Below are 21,024 nucleotides of genomic sequence, written 5' to 3' on the forward strand. Positions count from 1 at the left end.
TGGAAGTTATTAAAATGCCAAAAATTAAGACCGTACGCGGTGCTGCTAAGCGTTTCAAAAAAACCGGTGGTGGTGGATTTAAGCGTAAGCACGCAAACCTGCGTCATATTCTGACCAAAAAATCTACTAAGCGTAAACGTCACCTGCGTCCAAAAGGCCTCGTGTCTAAAGGCGATCTGGGTCTGGTTATCGCGTGCCTGCCGTACGCATAAGCCGTTAACGTTTAATTCATTTTTTTACTAAGAATATAGATACAGGAGAGCACATATGGCTCGCGTAAAACGTGGTGTAGTTGCCCGTGCACGTCACAAGAAAATTTTGAAACAAGCTAAAGGCTACTACGGTGCGCGTTCTCGCGTATACCGCGTTGCCTTCCAGGCTGTTATCAAAGCTGGTCAGTACGCTTATCGTGACCGTCGTCAGAAAAAGCGTCAGTTCCGTCAACTGTGGATTGCGCGTATCAACGCAGCAGCACGTCAGAACGGTATTTCTTACAGCAAATTCATCAACGGCCTGAAAAAAGCCTCTGTTGAAATCGACCGTAAGATCCTGGCTGACATCGCAGTATTCGACAAAGTAGCGTTCACCGCTCTGGTCGAAAAAGCGAAAGCAGCTCTGGCATAAGCCGGTGAAAAGAGGGAGCCTGGCTCCCTCTCTTTTATTTGTAGTGCAATCAATTAGTTGACAATTTATCCGTAAGCCTTTTCAATAAAGGTTGTCCGGTTTTTACCACACAAGGTAACGCAAGCATGAATGCTGCTATTTTCCGCTTCTTCTTTTACTTTAGCACCTGAACTCAGGAGGCTTGCGCGTGAAAGAAGAAACGGAAAACAGCGCCTAAAAGCCTCCCTGGTGGAGGCTTTTTTTATACGCGTCATCCTTCAAGTTGTCTCTGTATTGGCTGCATTCGCTCTTTGGCCGCGTTGATACAACTTGAATGATTTTGCGTATATACGAGCGACTAGTGAATATCGCAACATAACGAGGAAAACCATGTCACATCTCGCAGAGCTGGTTGCCAGTGCAACGGCCGCCATTAACCAGGCTTCAGATGTTGCCGCGTTAGACAATGTCCGCGTCGAATATTTGGGCAAGAAAGGGCACCTGACCCTTCAGATGACAACCCTGCGCGAACTGCCGCCAGAAGAGCGCCCGGCAGCAGGTGCAGTGATTAACGAAGCCAAAGAGCAGGTACAGCAAGCGCTGAACGCGCGTAAGGCCGAATTAGAAAGTGCTGCGCTGAATGCTCGTCTGGCTGAAGAAACGATCGATATTTCCCTTCCTGGGCGTCGTATCGAAAACGGCGGTCTGCACCCGGTGACGCGTACAATCGACAGGATTGAAAGTTTCTTCGGTGAGCTGGGCTTTACCGTGGCGACCGGTCCGGAAATCGAAGATGACTATCATAACTTCGATGCGCTCAACATTCCTGGCCATCACCCGGCGCGCGCTGACCACGACACTTTCTGGTTTGACGCGACGCGTCTGCTGCGCACACAGACTTCTGGCGTGCAGATCCGCACCATGAAAGAAAAACAGCCGCCGATCCGTATTATCGCCCCGGGCCGTGTATATCGTAACGATTACGATCAGACGCACACCCCAATGTTCCACCAGATGGAAGGGCTAATTGTTGATACCAACATCAACTTCACCAACCTGAAAGGCACGCTGCACGATTTCCTGCGCAACTTCTTTGAAGAAGACCTGCAGGTTCGTTTCCGTCCTTCCTACTTCCCGTTCACTGAACCATCTGCGGAGGTTGACGTGATGGGCAAAAACGGCAAATGGCTGGAAGTGCTGGGCTGCGGGATGGTTCACCCGAACGTGTTGCGTAACGTTGGCATCGATCCGGAAATCTATTCCGGCTTTGCATTCGGTATGGGTATGGAGCGTCTTACTATGCTGCGTTACGGCGTTACCGATCTGCGTTCTTTCTTCGAAAACGATCTGCGTTTCCTCAAACAGTTTAAATAAAGGCAGGATAAAACAATGAAATTCAGTGAACTGTGGTTACGCGAATGGGTAAATCCGGCGATTGATAGCGATGCGCTGTCAAACCAAATCACGATGGCGGGTCTTGAAGTTGACGGTGTGGAACCTGTTTCCGGCGCGTTCAACGGCGTTGTAGTGGGTGAAGTGGTTGAGTGTGGCCAGCACCCGAACGCTGACAAACTGCGTGTCACCAAAGTGAATGTAGGCGGCGACCGCCTGCTGGATATCGTCTGCGGCGCGCCAAACTGCCGTCAGGGGTTGAAAGTGGCTGTGGCAACCGTTGGTGCCGTTCTGCCGGGCGATTTCAAAATTAAAGCCGCGAAACTGCGCGGTGAACCGTCTGAAGGTATGCTGTGCTCGTTCTCCGAGCTGGGTATTTCCGACGATCATAACGGGATTATCGAACTGCCTGCCGATGCGCCAATTGGCACCGATATCCGTGAATACTTGAAGCTTGACGACAACACCATCGAAATCAGCGTCACGCCGAACCGCGCCGACTGCTTAGGCATCATCGGTGTAGCGCGTGACGTTGCTGTACTGAACAAAGCCCCGCTGGTTGAGCCGGAAATCGCGCCAGTAGCCGCGACCATTAGCGACGTCCTGCCGATTCAGGTCGAAGCCGTGGAAGCCTGCCCACGCTATCTGGGCCGCGTGGTGAAAGGCATCAATGTTAAAGCGCCGACCCCGCTGTGGATGAAAGAAAAACTGCGCCGTTGCGGTATTCGTTCTATCGATGCCGTGGTTGACGTGACTAACTATGTGCTGCTCGAACTGGGTCAGCCGATGCACGCATTCGACAAAGACCGCATTGAAGGCGGAATTGTTGTCCGTATGGCAAAAGAGGGTGAGACCCTGGTATTGCTGGACGGCAGCGAAGCGAAGCTGAATGCAGATACGCTGGTGATTGCGGACCACAACAAAGCGCTGGCGATGGGCGGCATCTTTGGTGGCGAACATTCCGGCGTGAATGATGAAACACAAAACGTCCTGCTGGAATGTGCATTCTTCAGCCCGCTGTCTATTACCGGTCGCGCGCGTCGTCACGGTCTGCACACCGATGCATCTCACCGCTATGAGCGTGGTGTCGATCCTGCGCTGCAACATAAGGCCATGGAACGTGCAACGCGCCTGCTGATTGATATCTGCGGCGGTGAAGCTGGCCCAGTCATTGACGTGACGAATGAAGCCACGCTGCCAAAACGCGCAACCATTACGCTTCGTCGTAGCAAACTGGATCGTCTGATCGGACACCATATTGCCGATGAGCAGGTGAGTGACATTCTGCGTCGTCTGGGTTGTGACGTGACGGAAGGGCAGGATGAGTGGAAAGCGGTCGCGCCGAGCTGGCGTTTCGATATGGAAATCGAAGAAGACCTGGTCGAAGAAGTCGCCCGCGTATACGGTTATGACAATATCCCGAACACGCCGATTCAGGCGGGTCTTATCATGGGTACGCATCGCGAAGCGGATTTGTCGCTGAAACGTGTAAAAACCATGCTGAATGACAAAGGCTACCAGGAAGTCATTACCTATAGCTTCGTCGACCCGAAAGTCCAGTCGCTGCTGCACCCGGGTGAAGAAGCGCTGCTGCTGCCAAGCCCAATCTCTATTGATATGTCGGCAATGCGTTTGTCCCTGTGGACTGGCTTGCTGTCTACGGTAGTGTATAACCAGAATCGTCAGCAGAACCGCGTACGTATTTTCGAAACGGGTTTACGTTTCGTGCCAGATACGCAGGCCAACCTCGGGATCCGTCAGGATCTAATGCTGGCGGGCGTGATCTGCGGTAACCGTCATGATGAACACTGGAATCTGGCAAAAGAGACCGTTGATTTCTATGATCTGAAAGGCGATCTGGAAGCGGTTCTCGATCTGACCGGCAAACTGGCGGACATTCAGTTCAAAGCTGAAGCGAATCCAGCACTGCATCCGGGTCAGTCTGCGGCGATTTATCTGAAAGGTGAACGTATTGGTTTCATTGGGGTTGTTCATCCTGAACTGGAACGTAAACTGGATCTGAACGGTCGCACTCTGGTGTTTGAACTGGAGTGGAATAAGCTCGCAGACCGCGTGGTGCCTCAGGCGCGTGAAGTTTCTCGCTTCCCAGCGAACCGTCGCGATATCGCAGTCGTTGTCGCAGAAAACGTTCCCGCTGCGGATATTTTATCCGAGTGTAAGAAAGTTGGCGTAAATCAGGTAGTTGGCGTAAACTTATTTGACGTGTACCGCGGTAAGGGTGTTGCGGAGGGCTATAAGAGCCTCGCTATCAGCCTGATCCTTCAGGATACCAGCCGTACACTTGAAGAAGAGGAGATTGCCGCTACCGTCGCCAAATGTGTAGAGGCATTAAAAGAGCGATTCCAGGCATCATTGAGGGATTGAACCTATGGCGCTTACAAAAGCTGAAATGTCAGAATATCTGTTTGATAAGCTTGGGCTTAGCAAGCGGGATGCCAAAGAACTGGTCGAGCTGTTTTTCGAAGAGATCCGTCGTGCTCTGGAAAATGGTGAGCAGGTAAAACTCTCTGGTTTTGGTAACTTCGATCTGCGTGATAAGAATCAACGTCCGGGCCGTAACCCGAAAACGGGCGAAGATATTCCCATTACAGCACGGCGCGTGGTGACCTTCAGACCCGGACAGAAGTTAAAAAGCCGGGTTGAAAACGCAACGCCCAAAGAAGAGTGATTTAACGATACGCAGAGTATGACGCGTATAACTAAAAAGGCCGCTATGCGGCCTTTTTCCTTTTCACTACCGAATCAGCACCGTAGAATCACCTCCATCTCTTTTCAGCAGAATGGAAAACATGCTGACTTTCGCCCATCAACAACAGCGCCGAAACGTGCGCTGGATACTGTCACTGTCAGTACTGATGCTACTGGCAACGATTCTAAGCTTGTGCGCAGGAGAACAATGGATCGCTCCCGGCGACTGGTTCAGCGCCCGCGGCGATCTGTTCGTCTGGCAAATTCGACTTCCCCGTACCCTTGCCGTTTTGCTGGTAGGCGCTGCATTGGCCTTATCTGGCGCAGTGATGCAAGCTCTGTTTGAAAACCCGCTCGCAGAGCCTGGATTACTGGGCGTATCTAACGGCGCGGGAGTCGGGCTTATCGCGGCGGTGCTGCTGGGGCAGGGGCAACTCCCCGGCTGGGCGTTGGGCCTTTGCGCCATTGCCGGGGCGCTAGTTATCACGCTTATTCTGCTACGTTTCGCCCGTCGACATCTGTCTACCAGCCGTCTGCTGCTGGCGGGGGTGGCGCTGGGGATAATCTGTAGCGCGCTGATGACATGGGCTATCTACTTCTCTACCTCGTTTGACTTACGACAGCTGATGTACTGGATGATGGGGGGCTTCGGTGGCGTAGACTGGCATCAGGCCTGGCTCATGGTGGCGTTGATTCCGGTGCTGGTGTGGATCTGCTGTCAGTCGCAGCCGATGAATATGCTGGCGTTAGGAGAGACTTCTGCGCGTCAGCTGGGACTGCCATTATGGTTCTGGCGCAACCTGCTGGTGGTTGCCACAGGCTGGATGGTTGGCGTGAGCGTGGCTCTGGCAGGGGCGATTGGTTTTATTGGGCTTGTGATCCCGCATATTTTGCGACTGTGCGGCCTCACCGATCACCGTGTTTTACTGCCAGGTTGTGCGTTGGCTGGCGCAATCGCATTATTGTTTGCTGATGTTGTCGCGCGTTTGGTGCTGGCCTCGGCTGAGTTACCTATCGGCGTGGTAACGGCCACCATGGGTGCACCGGTATTTATCTGGCTATTGTTAAAAGCCGCGCGCTAGAACGCGTTGGTTCGGTCTATGATTAAAAACTGAAAATCCACCTGTTGTTCTGGAGATGCTATGCAAAACTCTATCCTCGATACAGAAGTGACGACCATTGACGGCGAGGTTACCTCACTGCAGCCGTATTCCGGGAATGTGCTGTTAATCGTCAACGTTGCTTCAAAATGTGGACTGACGCCGCAGTACGAGCAACTGGAGAATCTGCAGAAAGCCTGGCACCAACAGGGCTTCAGCGTTCTTGGTTTCCCTTGCAACCAGTTTCTGGGCCAGGAGCCGGGCAGCGAAGAGGAAATAAAAACGTACTGCAGTACCACATGGGGCGTAACTTTCCCGATGTTCAGCAAAATTGACGTCAACGGTGAGGGACGCCATCCGCTGTATCAGAAGCTGATTGATGCCGCACCAACGGCCGTTGCGCCTGCGGACAGTGGGTTCTACGAGCGAATGGCGAGCAAAGGTCGTGCGCCGCTTTACCCGGACGATATCCTGTGGAATTTCGAGAAGTTTTTAGTGGGTCGCGATGGAAAAGTGCTGCAACGATTCTCACCGGATATGACGCCTGAGGATCCCATCCTGGTGCAAACCATCAAGCAGGCGCTGGCAAACTAATGTCTCGATTGATGCAGCTACAGGACGTCGCGGAATCGACCCGTCTCGGCCCGCTTTCTGGTGAGATAAAAGCAGGAGAGATCCTGCATTTAGTGGGACCAAACGGTGCCGGAAAAAGTACGCTGTTGGCGCGTATGGCGGGTCTGACAAACGGAGAGGGCAGTATCACTTTTGGTGATATGCCGTTGGAGGAATGGCCGGCCGCCAGGCTGGCGCAATATCGCGCCTATCTTGCGCAACAGCAAAATCCGCCGTTTGCCATGCCGGTCTGGCATTTTCTGACGCTGCATCAACCCGACAAAGCACGCACCGATCTGTTACAGGAGATCGCCGATGCGCTCGGCCTGGGAGATAAACTGGGGCGCGGCGTGAACCAACTCTCCGGCGGTGAGTGGCAGCGTGTGCGCCTGGCTGCGGTTATCCTGCAGATTTGCCCACAAGCGAATCCATTAGGTCAGCTTTTACTGCTGGATGAGCCGATGAACAGTCTGGACGTCGCGCAACAAAACGCACTGGACCGACTGTTGAGTCAGCTGTGTTTGCAGGGCATAGCCATTGTGATGAGTAGCCACGACCTTAATCACACCTTACGCCATGCGCATAAAGCCTGGCTACTCAAACGCGGGAAACTGGTTGCCAGTGGTTCACGAGATGCGGTGCTGACGCCGGCCAATCTGTCTGCGGCCTATGGCGTCAACTTCCGACGTTTGGATATTGAAGGGCACAGAATGCTCATATCAACCACTTAAGTGAAATGGGTTCTTGAAAATCATATAATTTCCACGCTAAATTGGCATAAAAATAAAATTCAGAGGATTCGTACTGAATGCGCTTTTGGCTACTTTTAATCACAGCATTGTTTTTGGCGGGTTGCAGCAGCCATCGTGCACCTGCGCCAAATGCCCGCTTGTCGGATTCTATTGCCGTTATCGCCGGTCTTAATGATCAGCTACAAACCTGGCATGGCACACCCTATCGTTATGGCGGTATGAGTCGTAGTGGGGTGGATTGTTCTGGATTTGTTTTGATGACGATGCGCGATAAATTCGACCTGCAACTCCCGCGCGATACGCGTACGCAATCAAAGATTGGTACCGAAATTGATAAAGACGATTTGCTGCCCGGCGATCTGGTTTTCTTTAAAACCGGGTCTGGGGAAAGCGGTCTGCATGTTGGTATTTACGATACCAATAATCAATTTATTCATGCTTCAACCAGCCGTGGCGTGATGCGCTCGTCTCTGGATAACGTTTACTGGCGTAAAAACTTTTGGCAGGCGCGACGTATTTAATCCCCCGCAACTCCGAGGCTGCCATCGAGTGCGCAGCCCCAACATCACCATTTGAAAGTTAACTTTTATTTCTGCTTTTGGTTAGACAATACCCCTGAACATTAAGAGCGTATCTTGCTAAAAATATGATTTATTCCGAGATATTAAAAAGTGCAAAGCTGGATATTCGCTTATAATCAGGATAAGCTAAAAAAAAGGATTCGATTTACCGGCTAAAAAGGGAAAAATGAAAGGGCCTCTACTTGCATCAGCAGTAACGTATTTCTCCATCCTTTGCTACAGGATGCCGGATAACACCCATGCAGCGGGGCTGGCACGATGATTGTTTCACTGGATAATCTTTACCATTCTGAGTTCTCTTTTCTTCCTGCGAGAAGCGAAAAAGGCGATCTTGAATTCGTCGATATCATCACCAGTTTCGCCAGTGCGCATGGGGATGTGCGTATACCCACCGAGCTGGTCCTACCTCGGATGTCAGACGACGAACAATGTCGTTTATTTGTAGAAAAACTAGAATTAATCGAAACGTGCCAACATTTTTTTATTCAGCGAAAAGTATCCGCCTGGATTAATTTAACGCCAGCAGTTGCTAATACTTTATTATCAGATACTGAACTTGCTTCACAAGTTGAACGATTTTCATTTCTGGAGCTGACTATTAATGAAAGCTATCCGGAGTTAAACAAAGGTAAAGATAATCCAATATTGGCCGCACTTGCTGCGCGATTTCCATTAGTCCTGACAAACTATGGTTCTGGCGGTATATCAACCCGGGCAATTTTTGACGGCCTGTTCAAACGCGTCGTGCTGGATAAAAACTTTGTTCAACAAAGGATTGCACATATTTCGTTTGAACCGTTTATGCGGGCTATTCTGGCGCAACTATCGCCCAGCTGTGAGTCAATAATCATTAGCGGAATTGATACACAAGAGATGCTGGAGCGCGTCTTGCCTGTGGGATTTAGTGCCATGCAGGGAGGATTGTGGCCTGCGGTGCCTCCTGCGCAGATAATTTCGCTCGCTAAGATATAACCCTTTTATTTGCTGGTGTTTAACAGCCTATTAACAGTCTACACTAGAGGCAGGAGGCCCTATGACCCTGTCTTTTACCACTCGCTGGCGTGATGAACTACCAGCAACCTATACCGCGCTTTCACCCACCCCTCTGAAAAACGCGCGCCTTATCTGGCATAACGATGCGCTGGCGGAGCAATTAGCAATTCCTGCGGCGCTATTTGATATTCCGACTGGTGCAGGCGTTTGGGGCGGCGAATCGTTGCTTCCCGGGATGTCGCCTTTAGCCCAGGTTTATAGTGGGCATCAGTTCGGTGTCTGGGCTGGTCAGCTTGGCGACGGACGTGGGATCCTGCTGGGCGAACAACAGCTCGCGGATGGTTCAACGTTTGACTGGCACCTGAAAGGCGCCGGACTCACGCCGTATTCCCGCATGGGGGATGGGCGTGCCGTGCTGCGCTCGACCATTCGTGAAAGCCTGGCCAGTGAAGCGATGCATTACCTGGGAATACCGACCACGCGGGCATTGTCGATTGTCACCAGCGACACGCCGGTTTATCGCGAAACGGTCGAAGCAGGGGCGATGCTCATTCGCGTGGCGCAAAGCCATATGCGGTTTGGCCATTTTGAGCATTTTTACTATCGCCGAGAGCCGGAAAAAGTGCGCGAGTTGGCTGACTTTGCGATTCGCCATTACTGGCCGCAATGGCAGGAAGAAGCCGATAAGTATCAGCTGTGGTTTAACGATGTTGTCACGCGTACTGCGACGTTAATCGCTGACTGGCAGGCGGTAGGATTTGCACATGGTGTTATGAACACGGACAACATGTCGATTCTGGGTCTGACGATGGATTACGGTCCATTCGGTTTTCTTGATGATTACGTGCCTGATTATATCTGCAACCACTCTGACAACCAGGGGCGATACAGTTTCGATAACCAACCGGCTGCCGCGTTGTGGAACCTGCAACGTCTGGCGCAAACCCTGTCGCCGTTTATCCCGGTCGAGGCGCTAAATGATGCGCTGGACAGTTACCAGCTGGCGCTATTAACTCGCTATGGTCAGCGGATGCGGCAAAAGCTCGGCTTCTTTAGCGAGCAGAAAGACGATAACGAACTGCTTAGCGAACTGTTTAGCCTGATGGCTCGAGAAAGAAGCGACTATACGCGAACGTTTCGCATGCTCAGCGAAACGGAGCAGCACAGTGCGCAATCTCCGTTGCGTGATGAGTTTATCGACCGCGCAGCATTTGACGACTGGTTCACGCGGTATCGCTCGCGCCTTCAGCAAGACAATATTGCCGATGCAGTCAGACAAACACAGATGAAGGCGGCAAATCCGGCGATGGTATTACGTAACTGGCTGGCGCAACGGGCGATTAGTCAGGCAGAGCAGGGGAATTACGCCGAACTGCATCGGTTGCACCAGGCGTTGCGTACCCCGTTTGCCGATCGCGATGACGACTATGCCAGCCGTCCACCTGACTGGGGCAAACGGCTGGAAGTGAGTTGTTCAAGCTAAGGGGCCAGAAATACCTGCGGGGAGGCGTTGGCCGGATGCTGGCCAACGTGTACCTGAGCACCGTACCAGCGCTTCAGATCATCGGCCTGTAACACAGTTTCCGGTGTTCCCTGCGACACCAGCCTGCCGTTGTGCAGCAGCACTATTCTGTCTGCCCACAGTGCGGCGAGGTTCAGATCGTGAAGCACAATGCACACATGCAGCTCACCCGAAGCGGTTAGCGTTTTTAGCATGCGCAACAGATGCTGCTGGTGGTAAAGATCCAGCGCGGAGGTCGGTTCATCAAGGAATAACCAACCGCGAGGCGCACCGTTGTACCAGAGTTGCGCCAGCGCACGGGCTAACTGCACTCGCTGTTGCTCGCCGCCGGAAAGCGCGGCGTATTGCCGGCCTGCCAGAGGCGTACATCCGGTCATCTCCATTACCTGTGCAATAAGCCCAGGTTCCGGTCGTTGGGTCCAGGGCGCGCGACCCATCGCGATGACGGCCTCTACCGGCCAGTCAAATCCCAGTTGCGTTTGCTGACGCATTACCGCCCGGTGTCGCGACAGCATTTGGGTAGGCCACTCCTCCAGCGGTTTGCCCGCCAGCACGCAGCGCCCGGTAGCCGGTTTCAGAAAACCGGTCAGCAAGCGTAGCAGAGTGGATTTCCCCGCACCGTTTGGGCCGATGAGCGCCACCAGTTCACCTTTTGTAAGGGCGAGTGATACGTCGTCGATCACCGCTCTGCCAGCTACGTGATAGTGAAGCCCTTCAGCGATGAAATGTTCAGCCATGCGGTCCTCGCTGACGAAAAATAAGCCATAAAAACCACGGTGCGCCGAGAAGACTGGTCAACAGACCGACCGGCATCTCCGCAGGCGCAACCGCCGTACGGGCCAGCGTGTCGGCAATCAGCAATAAAAACGCGCCCGCCAGCACGGAACCCGGAATAACGGCCCGATGGTCTGAGCCGAGCCACATACGTATTAAATGTGGGATGACCAACCCGATAAAGCCAATCACGCCGCTTACCGCCACGGCTGAGGCAACCAGTAATGCGCTACAAAGCAGCAAAATACGCTGGATTGTACGCACATCAACGCCGAGATAATGCGCCTCTTCCTCCCCCAGCTGCAGAAGATTCAGCGCCGGAGCAAGTCGCCAGATGATCAGCACTGTCGGGATTGTCAGTGAAGTGACAGCCAACAGTGTGGACCACTGCGCGGCCCCCAGACTTCCCATTCCCCATAGCGACAGCTGGCGCAGTTGCGCATCATTACTGACCCACGACAAAACGCCAACCGCCGCCCCACAGAGCGCGTTAATGGCAATGCCGACCAGCAGCAGGCGTGAGAGTGAACCGTCGCGCTGTTGGCTGAGGATAAAAATCACTACCGTTGCCGCCAGCGCGCCGAAAAAAGCGGCCAGCATTGGAGCATACAACATCAGCAGCGCGGGCAAGGAGACAGGCAGCACCACCCACAGGGCCACAGCGCAGGCGGCGCCGCTGCTTATTCCCAGTAATCCAGGGTCTGCAAGTGGATTGCGAAACAGCCCCTGCATCACGCAGCCAGCGAGCGCCAGAGAGCCGCCAATTACCAGCGCCAGCAGGACGCGGGGCAGACGAATCGTGAGCCAGATTTGACGCAATGCCTCATCGTCATCACGCCAGAGCAGACTTACCGGCAGGCGCAACGCGCCAAAACCGGTAGCCAGAACCGTCATTACAAGCAGCATCAATGCCAACATCCACAACGAACAGGTGATCCGCCGGGACATCAGGGCAATTGCTCCGCTTTAGCACGAAGCTGCAAAATAGCCTGTGGCGTGCGAACGCTGAAGCCCAACAGCGCCATATCGTCAACCTGCAACACCTGTTTATTCCTGCCGGCAGGTGTTTGCGCAAGTCCTGGTAGCGCCCACAGGTTTGCCTCGCCACCCATCGCCTTAACACCTTCTTGTGAAATCACTACCAGATCGGGCTGGCTGGCAATGACGCCTTCTTGTGACAGCGGCTGATAGCGATTAACGCCCTGCATCGCGTTGCGTAGACCAGCGGCACGAATCGCCGCATCGGCTCCGGTTTGCTGGCCCGCCGCCATCGCGGTCATCCCACCATGATTGAGAATAAACAGCACACGTTTATTAAGTTCAGATGACGGGAGCGTCGCCAGTTCCTGACGTAACGTTGCGCGCAGCGTTTCGCCGTCGGCCTCCCGATGGGTAGCCTCGGCGATAACCCTAACTTTTTCATCAATCGCGTTAAGATCGTTGCTTGCTGGGATCGTGACAACCCTGACGTTGCTCTGCTCGATCTGTTTTAACACCAGAGAAGGCTGCGCCTGCGCGCTGGCAAGGACCAGCGTAGGGCGTGTGGCAAGGATCCCTTCTGCGTTGAGCTGGCGCAAATAACCAACATCAGGTAACGCGGTTGCCGCAGCAGGCCATTGGCTGGTGCTGTCTCTCGCCACAAGGGAGGGTTGTGCTCCCAGTGCGTATACGATCTCGGTGACATCGCCACCGAGGGCAACAACTCGTTCCTCGGGTGCAGCCAGTGCGGCGAAGGGCAGCAGCGCGATCAGGGCCAGCAGTTTTTTCATGCGGCCAGTCCTTTCGGCGTTAGCGCGTCAATCTGTGTGCGCCATTGCGTCTGTTCCGGCTCGCCTTCCGTACGTTGACCATACAGTTGTGCGATTTGCGTACCGTCGGCAGCAAACAGTTCCAGACTGGTGACGTGACCATCGGCGGTCGGTTTGCGCGTTACCCACGTTTCGGCCACGCTCTCTTCCAGCAGATGCAGGGTAAAGGTTGGGTTGAAGATGTTTAGCCAGCCTTTCATCGGTACCAGTTTTTCAATCACGCCGGTAAAAATCTGTACACAGCCGCGATTACCCACAAAAACCATAATTTCGTTGCCATCCTGACGCGCGGTGTCGAGTAACTGCGCCAGTGCGCTATTAGAAACCTTACAGGCCAGATCGTCGCCCACCAGATTAAACGCTTGTTGACGGGTGAGTTCATGGCGTTTCAGCAGACCGAAGAACTGGTGGACATCGGTCATCGCTCGCCACTCTTGATCGACGGTCTGCGCATCGACCGTGACGGCGGCAGGCGCAGAATTGTTGGCGGGTTGCAGTGCCAGCGGCGGGTTTTCTGCAAAGATGAAACGGGTCAGCAACGCTGCCCATTCCTCAACGAGGGTATTTTGCGTGGTATAGACCTTCAGCAGCGCATCTCCCTGATGGTCGAAGAACTGAATGCTCTGACGCTCACCATGGGCGGTTGTTTCGCTGATATGAAAGGTACTGGCCCACTGATTCAGGAACAGACGCAGATCGAGGGCGCGCGGATTGAGAACCAGTCCGACATGACCGTTGAGGTGCTGATTGGTAAAAGCACCTACCTGCTCATGTACTGCGTATTCATTGCGGCAAATACATTTGGTTTCGCCAACTGCTTCCAGTGCGCTGAGAATTTCACGCACTTCACCACGTAAGCGCCAGGCGTCGTGACCGACGCGAGCAAAGGTCAGTTCGGCTTCGCTAATATTCATCAACCCCGCAATATCACGTGCGTATTTGCCAGGATTTTCTTTCTTCAGTTCCAGCCAGCGTGTGTAATGATTCATTGTCTCTTCCTTCCAGATTGCGGCCCCGGCGAACCGGGGAAAAGTGATTACCACTGATAACTCACGAAAATTTTGCCATTACGACCATCCTGCGGAATGCCTTGCGGTGACCAGTACTCTTTGTCGAAGGCGTTGCCCAGTAGCAGCATGGTGGTCATGCCTTTCAGCGCTTGTTGGCCCTGATAGCTCACGTAGAAATCGTTTACCGCATAGCCGGGCTGTTTAGCGTAGGTGCTGCTGATATGCGTTGAACGGTCAGCAAATGTCCCTATCCAGCCGACAGAGAAACCGCTGTGCGCAACCGGCACATTCAGTTTGCTGGTGACGGTGTCAGGGTTAATGCTGGAAATGTATTCGCCGGTGTCAGTATCTTTTCCGCGTGTGCGGTTATAGGCCATGTCGAGGCTGAACAGGTCGGTGGAATATTTCGCCATCACGTCCCAGCCCCAGATTTTGGCGTTGGGTACGTTATAGGACGTGGTTGTCGCAGCGGCGAAATCGACGCTGGTGGAGATGTAATCTTTCGCTTTGGTGTCGAAATAGCTGGCTTTAAATTCGAGCGCGTCGCTCGCCATCAGAAGATCGTCAAAGCGCAGGCCAAATCCGTATTCCCGTGTTTCGTTGGTTTCCGGGCGCAGGTTAGGGTTCGGCACCCAGTAGTTGGTGTAAAAACGACCAATCGAAAAGTGTTTCGCATCGTTATACATCTCGCCCATAGTCGGGGCACGGAAAGCCTGAGCGTATGAACCGAACAGCATCAGCCAGTCAGTTGGCGCAACCGTTAATCCGGCGCGGGACGACCATTTATCGGCATCGACATCTTCATAGCCGTCGCTGCTGCCGCGATAAGAGTCATAACGGGTACCGCCCAGCAGCGTAACCGGCAGGTCGCGCAGGGTGATTTCATCCTGTAGCCAGCCGGAGCTGAAATCGATCTTAGCCTCCGGGAAGCCAGTTGTTGCTCCTCCCGGTTGTTGTTCCTGACGATAGTATTCACCGCCGTAGGTCAACAAGTGAGATGCAAAAGAGTCGGTAAACAGGCGGCTGCGGTTGTCGATCTTCCCGCCTTTGGTGGTTTGCTTGCGAAATTCGCCAGTGTTATCTGCGTTCTGAGCATTAATGCGCGCTTCGGACCAGTAGATACGGGCGTCAGCGTTCAGCCAGTCATTGTCCGCCGGAGCGAGCGAGTAGGTCAGCTGTGCATCTCGCTGGATCGTTGAACGGTTGGTCATCGGATTGCTGGCATCTGCCGCGCTGGTCTGCGGGTTTTTAGGTTCCCGGGCGTCATTGTTGTAGTAACGCAGCGAACCGGCCAGCGTCTGGGCGCTGTCAATTTTCCAGCTACCTTTCGCCAGCATATTATTAATTGCTTCGTCATTCGGCGCAGTAGTACCGTCACTCTGGCGTAAATCACCGCGATCGCGGCTGGACCAGGCAAGCAGTCCGTCCAGCGTATCGGTACGGCCATACGTGCTGGCACCCATGCCGAGACTGTGATCGCCGGTCGCCGCGGTACCGAACACGCGATAACCACTGTTTTGCCCGACTTCCAGTAGATCTTTGGCATCTGCAGTGTCATAGGCGATCACGCCGCCTAGCGCGCCGCTACCGTACAGTAGTGCGGAAGGGCCACGCACGACTTCGATGCGTTTGATAAGCGCCGGGTCGAGGAAGGTACTGTTCAGGTGTCCGGTGTCGGTTCCCTGGCGAACGCCGTCAACCAGCACCAGAACGCCGCGTCGATCATACCCGCGCAGATTCACGTCCTGGCCGTTGGTACGGCCCGTACCATCAAGGGTCAGGCCCGGAACCTTACGTAACAGGTCGGCAGCTGAGCTGGCGGTTTGGTTTTCTGGTGCAGTGGCGTCAATGACGCTGACCATCATCGGTGCTTCAAAGGCGCTACGGGCATTGCCGGTGGCGGTAACGGTCATATCCTCGACCGCCGCATAGGCGACGGCGGGCAGGTTACCGATAATCGCCAGCGCCAACAGCGATGGGCGCAGGGAAGCGGTGTGCAGGTAAGGCATAGCAACTCTCCATTAGGAAATCGAAAAGCGCTGGCTGCCTGGGTATGACCTGGGTGGCTGGCGAAATGTGTTGTTTATTTAGTCAGAATGAGTTTTCCGGCTTGTGTCTGGCGCAGCAGGTAGTGCTGACCATCATGTTCTATGATCACGCGTCCTTCGTTACCAAGCAGGGTTTTACTGTCAATTCGTCGGTCGTTTGGCGCGACGGAAGGCGGTGTTTTGTCTTTTGCAGGCGTTGCCGTTGTGTTATCCATACGTGACATAGTGTTTAAAAATAACAATCAATGTAACAATGATAATCATTATCATCAAACTGCAAATTTGCGGCAAGCGTTTTTGTGAAATAATTGTGACGAGAACGTTTTTTGCGCAATAAGAAAGGGAAAAACAAGGGATTAGCGCCGGGCAAGCTGATATTGCCCGGCGAACAGCATTAAAAACGGCTATCAACCGCAGAGGCGAGTTTTTCAACCAACAGTTCGGTATCTTCCCAGTTCAGGCACGGGTCGGTAATGGACTGACCGTAAACCAGCGGCTGGCCGCTAACGATTTTTTGCGTACCTTCACGCAGGAAACTCTCCGCCATAATCCCGGCAATCGCCGTCGAACCATTGCGAATTTGCTGGCATACATCATCACAAACGTCCAACTGACGGCGATGCTGCTTCTGGCAATTGCCGTGGCTAAAATCGACCACCAGATGCTCAGGCAGGGAAAATTCGTGCAGGGTATCGCAGGCGGCAGCAATATCTTCAGCATAATAATTCGGCTTTTTACCGCCACGCATGATGATATGCCCGTAAGGGTTACCGCTGGTCTGGTAAATGGTCATCTGGCCGGTTTTATCCGGCGAGAGGAACATGTGACTGGCGCGGGAGGCGCGAATCGCATCGACGGCGATGCGCGTGTTGCCATCCGTTCCGTTCTTAAAGCCGACCGGGCAGGAGAGCGCGGAGGCCATTTCACGATGGATCTGACTTTCGGTGGTGCGCGCGCCAATAGCTCCCCAACTGATTAAATCGGCAATAAACTGGCCGGTCACCATGTCGAGGAATTCAGTCGCCGTGGGGACGCCCAGTTCGTTGACCTGCAACAGCAGTTTTCGCGCCAGTTCAATACCGTGGTTTACACGATAACTGCCGTTCAAATCCGGGTCGGAAATCAGGCCTTTCCAGCCTACGACGGTGCGTGGTTTTTCAAAATAGGTACGCATCACGATTTCCAGACGCGCCTGGTGCTTAGTGCGCAGCGCCTGTAATCGTGTCGCGTATTCCATCGCGGCATCAAGATCGTGAATCGAGCAGGGACCTACGATCACCAGTAAACGGGGGTCTTCACCATTTAAAATTTTTTCTATCCGACGTCGGGAGTCCGTAACATGACGGGCGACGGAGGATGAAACAGGATGCCGTTGCGCAAGCTCTGCTGGAGTGACCAGGTTGTCAATACGCGCAGTACGGAGTTCATCGGTTCTGTTCATTACTTGTCTCAGAAATTTGTTGCTTCAACGGCAGGACTACCGGGAAGTGATGTACATCACAATATCACACTCATCCTGCCTGGTGGCGAGCATAATAACAAAAAATCGAACCAATGCACTAGCATTCTAGTACATGCGACGATTCAGTCCCATGATATCGAGGATCTTGGTAGCAATCTCTTCTACCGAATAATTGGTACTGTTCAGCCAAGGGATCTGGTTTTTCCGGTACAGCGCTTCTACCTCAGCGACTTCCATACGGCACTGACGCAGCGAGGCGTAACGGCTGTTCTCACGGCGTTCTTCGCGGATGGCCGCCAGGCGCTCAGGGTCGATAGTCAGACCGAACAGCTTATGCTGCAACGGCTTGAGGGAAGTGGGCAGTACCAGATTATCCATATCATCGGCAATAAAGGGGTAGTTGGCCGCGCGGATACCAAACTGCATGGCCAGATACAAACTGGTCGGGGTTTTGCCGCAACGGGAAACGCCGAGCAGGATCACCTGCGCCTGATCGAGGTTGCGCAACGAAATACCGTCGTCGTGGGCGAGGGTGTAGTCAATGGCAGCAATGCGCGCGTCGTACTTGTTGAGGTTACCGGGATTCAGACCGTGCGTGCGATGGGCGATAGGCGTAGGGTCGAGTTTCATCTCGTGTTGCAGTGGGGCAACCAGCGCCTGCACGATATCCTGACAAAATCCTTCGCTTTGCAGAATGATCGAGCGAATTTCCGGCAGGACGATGGAGTAAAACACCAAAGGGCGCACGCCAGTTTGTTGGTAGATCGCGTCAATCTGGTCTTTAACCGCGCGCGCACGACTCTCATTTTCCACAAACGGCAGCGTAATGCTGCTGATCGTGACCGGAAATTGCGACATCACCGCGTGACCCAATACCTCGGCGGTGATGGCCGTACCATCAGAAATATAAAATACGTGGCGATCAACAGCATTATCCATTTTGCTCATCCTGGGGCAGATATAATTCTCTGAAAGCATAAATTAAAATTCGCCAGAAGCGAATATTGCTGCATCTATTTTATAAAATGAAACGGTATTTTTATATTTACTGAAAAGTACATTTCATTTTTCGGAACAAATGTTTATACCGGTCTTTTTTGTGGTGATCCCGTGTGGCTCGCGGGTTTGCGCAAATGCGGAAACAATCTGAAAAAATAAAAAATAAAGTTGCTTGAACGATTCACCGTTTTTTTCGCCGGAGTAAATATGCCAAGATAATTACGCAAAATTGAGTTTCCTAACCTCGTTCATATATAAGGATTGTTCGATGTCCAACAATGGCTCGTCACCGCTGGTGCTTTGGTATAACCAACTCGGCATGAATGATGTAGACAGAGTTGGAGGCAAAAATGCCTCCCTGGGTGAAATGATTACTAACCTTTCAGGTATGGGTGTTTCCGTACCGAATGGTTTTGCAACGACCGCCGATGCGTTTAACCAGTTTCTGGACCAGAGCGGTGTAAACCAGCGCATTTATGAGCTGCTGGATAAAACGGATATCGACGATGTCACTGAGCTTGCGAAAGCCGGGGCACAGATCCGCCAGTGGATTATCGACACTCCTTTCCAGCCCGAACTGGAAAATGCCGTCCGCGATGCCTACGCGCAGTTGTCAGCGGACGATGCCAATGCCTCTTTTGCCGTGCGTTCTTCCGCTACCGCAGAAGATATGCCAGATGCGTCATTTGCCGGTCAGCAGGAAACCTTCCTCAACGTCCAGGGATTTGATGCCGTACTGGTTGCCATCAAACACGTATTTGCCTCGCTGTTTAACGACCGCGCGATCTCTTATCGTGTTCACCAGGGCTATGACCACCGTGGCGTCGCGCTCTCTGCTGGCGTTCAGCGGATGGTACGTTCTGACCTCGCGTCCTCAGGCGTAATGTTCTCCATCGATACCGAATCCGGTTTCGACCAGGTTGTCTTTATCACGTCCGCCTGGGGCCTGGGCGAAATGGTCGTGCAGGGCGCCGTTAACCCGGATGAATTCTACGTGCACAAACCGACCCTGGCGGCTAACCGTCCGGCGATCGTCCGTCGCACAATGGGATCGAAAAAAATCCGCATGATTTACGCGCCGACCCAGGAACACGGTAAGCAGGTGACCATTGAAGATGTCCCGCAGGAACAACGCGACATTTTCTCCCTGACTAACGAAGAAGTGCAGGAACTGGCTAAGCAGGCGGTGCAGATCGAGAAGCACTACGGTCGTCCAATGGACATCGAATGGGCGAAAGACGGCCATACCGGCAAGCTGTTCATTGTTCAGGCGCGTCCGGAAACCGTGCGTTCTCGCGGTCAGGTGATGGAGCGTTATACGCTGCATGCTCAGGGTAAAATTATTGCTGAAGGTCGCGCCATCGGCCACCGCATTGGCGCGGGTCCGGTTAAAGTCATTCATGACATCAGCGAAATGAACCGCATCGAACCAGGCGACGTACTGGTTACCGACATGACCGACCCGGACTGGGAACCGATCATGAAGAAAGCGGCAGCAATTGTCACTAACCGTGGCGGTCGTACCTGTCACGCGGCAATCATTGCCCGTGAACTGGGGATCCCGGCCGTGGTGGGCTGTGGCGATGCGACCGAGCGCATGAAAGATGGTGAGAAGGTAACCGTCTCCTGTGCCGAAGGCGATACCGGTTATGTTTACGCTGACATGCTCGACTTTAGCGTGAAGAGTTCCAGCGTAGAGACCATGCCGGATCTGCCGTTGAAGGTGATGATGAACGTCGGTAACCCGGACCGGGCTTTCGACTTCGCCTGTCTGCCAAACGAAGGCGTCGGCCTGGCGCGTCTGGAATTTATCATCAACCGCATGATTGGCGTACACCCGCGTGCGCTGCTGGAGTTCGATGACCAGACGCCTGAGCTGCAAAATGAAATTCGCGCCATGATGAAAGGTTTCGATTCTCCGCGTGAATTCTATGTCGGTCGTCTGACGGAAGGGATCGCGACGCTGGGTGCGGCGTTTTATCCAAAACGCGTCATCGTGCGTATGTCGGACTTTAAGTCCAACGAATATGCCAACCTGGTCGGCGGTGAGCGTTATGAACCGCATGAAGAGAACCCGATGCTGGGCTTCCGTGGGGCGGGCCGTTATGTTGCCGACAGCTTCCGCGACTGCTTCGCGCTGGAATGCGACGCAGTAAAACGTGTCCGTAACGACATGGGCCTGACTAACGTTGAAGTGATGGTACCGTTTGTACGTACCGTTGCCCAGGCGAAAGCGGTGGTGGAAGAGCTGGCACGCCAGGGGCTGAAACGCGGCGAGAACGGACTGAAGATCATCATGATGTGTGAGATCCCGTCTAACGCCTTGCTGGCCGAGCAGTTCCTCGAATACTTCGACGGTTTCTCCATCGGCTCAAACGACATGACGCAGTTGGCGCTGGGTCTGGATCGTGACTCTGGTGTAGTTTCTGAACTGTTTGATGAGCGTAACGACGCGGTGAAAGCACTGCTGTCGATGGCGATTCGTGCAGCCAAGAAACAGGGTAAATACGTGGGTATTTGCGGCCAGGGACCTTCTGACCACGAAGACTTCGCAGCCTGGCTGATGGAAGAGGGGATCGACAGCCTGTCGCTGAACCCGGACACCGTCGTACAAACCTGGCTGAGTCTGGCTGAACTGAACAAGTAATATCATGCCTTA

At 53.4% G+C, this 21,024-nt stretch carries 21 protein-coding genes and 1 other annotated feature; of the genes, 13 read left to right on the forward strand and 8 right to left on the reverse strand.

Annotated elements, in window-relative coordinates; genetic code table 11:
- The first annotated feature begins 14 nt into the window (after nt 1–14).
- The 12 genes from rpmI (at nt 15) to selO (ending at nt 10,225) form a co-directional block, all read left to right on the forward strand.
- Complete coding sequence (gene rpmI, locus OGX86_RS06115) at nt 15–212, forward strand: 50S ribosomal protein L35 (protein ID WP_003030583.1); 198 nt, start codon at nt 15–17, stop codon at nt 210–212.
- Between the two features lie 55 nt (nt 213–267).
- Nucleotides 268–624: a 50S ribosomal protein L20 gene (rplT, locus tag OGX86_RS06120; RefSeq protein ID WP_003030578.1), complete on the forward strand. Its 357-nt coding sequence runs from the start codon at nt 268–270 to the stop codon at nt 622–624.
- Nucleotides 625–744: 120 nt separating this feature from the next.
- Nucleotides 745–869: a sequence feature (Phe leader region), on the forward strand.
- Nucleotides 750–794 (forward strand): pheST operon leader peptide PheM, encoded by a 45-nt coding sequence (gene pheM / locus OGX86_RS06125; RefSeq protein ID WP_001386830.1) that lies wholly within the window; start codon nt 750–752, stop codon nt 792–794. It overlaps the preceding feature by 45 nt.
- A gap of 124 nt (nt 870–993) precedes the next feature.
- Nucleotides 994–1,977, forward strand: coding sequence for a phenylalanine--tRNA ligase subunit alpha (gene pheS, locus OGX86_RS06130; protein WP_003832580.1), 984 nt, complete (start codon nt 994–996; stop codon nt 1,975–1,977).
- 15 nt (nt 1,978–1,992) lie between these two features.
- Nucleotides 1,993–4,380 carry a phenylalanine--tRNA ligase subunit beta gene (gene pheT, locus OGX86_RS06135; protein WP_032943162.1) on the forward strand — a complete coding sequence of 796 codons (2,388 nt, stop codon included), beginning with the start codon at nt 1,993–1,995 and terminating at the stop codon, nt 4,378–4,380.
- A 4-nt stretch (nt 4,381–4,384) separates the two neighbouring features.
- Complete coding sequence (gene ihfA / locus OGX86_RS06140) at nt 4,385–4,684, forward strand: integration host factor subunit alpha (RefSeq protein ID WP_003030571.1); 300 nt, start codon at nt 4,385–4,387, stop codon at nt 4,682–4,684.
- 121 nt (nt 4,685–4,805) lie between these two features.
- On the forward strand, nt 4,806–5,786 hold the full coding sequence (gene btuC, locus OGX86_RS06145) for a vitamin B12 ABC transporter permease BtuC (protein WP_048214330.1): 981 nt from the start codon (nt 4,806–4,808) through the stop codon (nt 5,784–5,786).
- A 60-nt stretch (nt 5,787–5,846) separates the two neighbouring features.
- Nucleotides 5,847–6,398, forward strand: a complete 552-nt coding sequence (locus OGX86_RS06150; RefSeq protein WP_048226751.1) for a glutathione peroxidase — start codon at nt 5,847–5,849, stop codon at nt 6,396–6,398.
- Nucleotides 6,398–7,147 (forward strand): vitamin B12 ABC transporter ATP-binding protein BtuD, encoded by a 750-nt coding sequence (gene btuD / locus OGX86_RS06155; RefSeq protein WP_128316683.1) that lies wholly within the window; start codon nt 6,398–6,400, stop codon nt 7,145–7,147. The genes OGX86_RS06150 and btuD overlap by 1 nt, the downstream gene beginning before the upstream one ends.
- A 77-nt stretch (nt 7,148–7,224) precedes the next feature.
- Nucleotides 7,225–7,689 (forward strand): NlpC/P60 family protein, encoded by a 465-nt coding sequence (locus OGX86_RS06160; RefSeq protein WP_003836644.1) that lies wholly within the window; start codon nt 7,225–7,227, stop codon nt 7,687–7,689.
- Between the two features lie 318 nt (nt 7,690–8,007).
- Complete coding sequence (locus OGX86_RS06165) at nt 8,008–8,721, forward strand: EAL domain-containing protein (RefSeq protein ID WP_063941497.1); 714 nt, start codon at nt 8,008–8,010, stop codon at nt 8,719–8,721.
- A gap of 61 nt (nt 8,722–8,782) precedes the next feature.
- Nucleotides 8,783–10,225: a protein adenylyltransferase SelO gene (gene selO / locus OGX86_RS06170; protein WP_286639565.1), complete on the forward strand. Its 1,443-nt coding sequence runs from the start codon at nt 8,783–8,785 to the stop codon at nt 10,223–10,225.
- Here selO and OGX86_RS06175 read toward each other — a convergent pair.
- The 8 genes from OGX86_RS06175 to ppsR all read right to left on the reverse strand — a co-directional run bounded on the left by OGX86_RS06175 (nt 10,222) and on the right by ppsR (nt 18,305).
- Nucleotides 10,222–11,001, reverse strand: a complete 780-nt coding sequence (locus OGX86_RS06175; protein ID WP_286639567.1) for a heme ABC transporter ATP-binding protein — start codon at nt 10,999–11,001, stop codon at nt 10,222–10,224. The genes selO and OGX86_RS06175 overlap by 4 nt on opposite strands.
- Nucleotides 10,994–11,986, reverse strand: coding sequence for a FecCD family ABC transporter permease (locus OGX86_RS06180; RefSeq protein WP_071692179.1), 993 nt, complete (start codon nt 11,984–11,986; stop codon nt 10,994–10,996). The genes OGX86_RS06175 and OGX86_RS06180 overlap by 8 nt, the downstream gene beginning before the upstream one ends.
- Nucleotides 11,986–12,807 (reverse strand): heme/hemin ABC transporter substrate-binding protein, encoded by an 822-nt coding sequence (locus OGX86_RS06185; RefSeq protein ID WP_103014606.1) that lies wholly within the window; start codon nt 12,805–12,807, stop codon nt 11,986–11,988. The genes OGX86_RS06180 and OGX86_RS06185 overlap by 1 nt, the downstream gene beginning before the upstream one ends.
- Nucleotides 12,804–13,835: a hematinate-forming heme oxygenase ChuS gene (gene chuS / locus OGX86_RS06190; RefSeq protein WP_286639570.1), complete on the reverse strand. Its 1,032-nt coding sequence runs from the start codon at nt 13,833–13,835 to the stop codon at nt 12,804–12,806. Before chuS ends, OGX86_RS06185 begins: the two co-directional genes overlap by 4 nt.
- 47 nt (nt 13,836–13,882) lie before the next feature.
- Nucleotides 13,883–15,865: a TonB-dependent hemoglobin/transferrin/lactoferrin family receptor gene (locus tag OGX86_RS06195; protein WP_286639572.1), complete on the reverse strand. Its 1,983-nt coding sequence runs from the start codon at nt 15,863–15,865 to the stop codon at nt 13,883–13,885.
- A 74-nt stretch (nt 15,866–15,939) separates the two neighbouring features.
- Nucleotides 15,940–16,128, reverse strand: a complete 189-nt coding sequence (gene hemP, locus OGX86_RS06200) for a hemin uptake protein HemP (protein ID WP_003832599.1) — start codon at nt 16,126–16,128, stop codon at nt 15,940–15,942.
- 170 nt (nt 16,129–16,298) lie between these two features.
- Nucleotides 16,299–17,345, reverse strand: coding sequence for a 3-deoxy-7-phosphoheptulonate synthase AroH (gene aroH, locus OGX86_RS06205; protein ID WP_003030555.1), 1,047 nt, complete (start codon nt 17,343–17,345; stop codon nt 16,299–16,301).
- 126 nt (nt 17,346–17,471) lie between these two features.
- Nucleotides 17,472–18,305 carry a posphoenolpyruvate synthetase regulatory kinase/phosphorylase PpsR gene (gene ppsR, locus OGX86_RS06210; protein ID WP_003832602.1) on the reverse strand — a complete coding sequence of 278 codons (834 nt, stop codon included), beginning with the start codon at nt 18,303–18,305 and terminating at the stop codon, nt 17,472–17,474.
- A 328-nt stretch (nt 18,306–18,633) separates the two neighbouring features.
- On the opposite strand from ppsR, the gene ppsA reads away from it, so the two are divergent.
- Nucleotides 18,634–21,012, forward strand: coding sequence for a phosphoenolpyruvate synthase (gene ppsA / locus OGX86_RS06215; protein ID WP_003832604.1), 2,379 nt, complete (start codon nt 18,634–18,636; stop codon nt 21,010–21,012).
- The last annotated feature ends 12 nt before the right edge of the window (nt 21,013–21,024 follow it).

The sequence above is a fragment of the Citrobacter sp. Cpo040 genome (genome assembly GCF_030332915.1).
Classification (GTDB): Bacteria; Pseudomonadota; Gammaproteobacteria; order Enterobacterales; family Enterobacteriaceae; genus Citrobacter; species Citrobacter portucalensis.

Excerpts from the sequence above, each read along its gene's own strand:
- rpmI (WP_003030583.1), top strand. The coding sequence starts at position 15 with ATGCCAAAAATTAAGACCGTACGCGGTGCTGCTAAGCGTTTCAAAAAA.
- rplT (WP_003030578.1), top strand. The coding sequence starts at position 268 with ATGGCTCGCGTAAAACGTGGTGTAGTTGCCCGTGCACGTCACAAGAAA.
- pheS (WP_003832580.1), top strand. The coding sequence starts at position 994 with ATGTCACATCTCGCAGAGCTGGTTGCCAGTGCAACGGCCGCCATTAAC.
- pheT (WP_032943162.1), top strand. The coding sequence starts at position 1,993 with ATGAAATTCAGTGAACTGTGGTTACGCGAATGGGTAAATCCGGCGATT.
- ihfA (WP_003030571.1), top strand. The coding sequence starts at position 4,385 with ATGGCGCTTACAAAAGCTGAAATGTCAGAATATCTGTTTGATAAGCTT.
- btuC (WP_048214330.1), top strand. The coding sequence starts at position 4,806 with ATGCTGACTTTCGCCCATCAACAACAGCGCCGAAACGTGCGCTGGATA.
- OGX86_RS06150 (WP_048226751.1), top strand. The coding sequence starts at position 5,847 with ATGCAAAACTCTATCCTCGATACAGAAGTGACGACCATTGACGGCGAG.
- btuD (WP_128316683.1), top strand. The coding sequence starts at position 6,398 with ATGTCTCGATTGATGCAGCTACAGGACGTCGCGGAATCGACCCGTCTC.
- OGX86_RS06160 (WP_003836644.1), top strand. The coding sequence starts at position 7,225 with ATGCGCTTTTGGCTACTTTTAATCACAGCATTGTTTTTGGCGGGTTGC.
- OGX86_RS06165 (WP_063941497.1), top strand. The coding sequence starts at position 8,008 with ATGATTGTTTCACTGGATAATCTTTACCATTCTGAGTTCTCTTTTCTT.
- selO (WP_286639565.1), top strand. The coding sequence starts at position 8,783 with ATGACCCTGTCTTTTACCACTCGCTGGCGTGATGAACTACCAGCAACC.
- OGX86_RS06175 (WP_286639567.1), bottom strand. The coding sequence starts at position 11,001 with ATGGCTGAACATTTCATCGCTGAAGGGCTTCACTATCACGTAGCTGGC.
- OGX86_RS06180 (WP_071692179.1), bottom strand. The coding sequence starts at position 11,986 with ATGTCCCGGCGGATCACCTGTTCGTTGTGGATGTTGGCATTGATGCTG.
- OGX86_RS06185 (WP_103014606.1), bottom strand. The coding sequence starts at position 12,807 with ATGAAAAAACTGCTGGCCCTGATCGCGCTGCTGCCCTTCGCCGCACTG.
- chuS (WP_286639570.1), bottom strand. The coding sequence starts at position 13,835 with ATGAATCATTACACACGCTGGCTGGAACTGAAGAAAGAAAATCCTGGC.
- OGX86_RS06195 (WP_286639572.1), bottom strand. The coding sequence starts at position 15,865 with ATGCCTTACCTGCACACCGCTTCCCTGCGCCCATCGCTGTTGGCGCTG.
- hemP (WP_003832599.1), bottom strand. The coding sequence starts at position 16,128 with ATGTCACGTATGGATAACACAACGGCAACGCCTGCAAAAGACAAAACA.
- aroH (WP_003030555.1), bottom strand. The coding sequence starts at position 17,345 with ATGAACAGAACCGATGAACTCCGTACTGCGCGTATTGACAACCTGGTC.
- ppsR (WP_003832602.1), bottom strand. The coding sequence starts at position 18,305 with ATGGATAATGCTGTTGATCGCCACGTATTTTATATTTCTGATGGTACG.
- ppsA (WP_003832604.1), top strand. The coding sequence starts at position 18,634 with ATGTCCAACAATGGCTCGTCACCGCTGGTGCTTTGGTATAACCAACTC.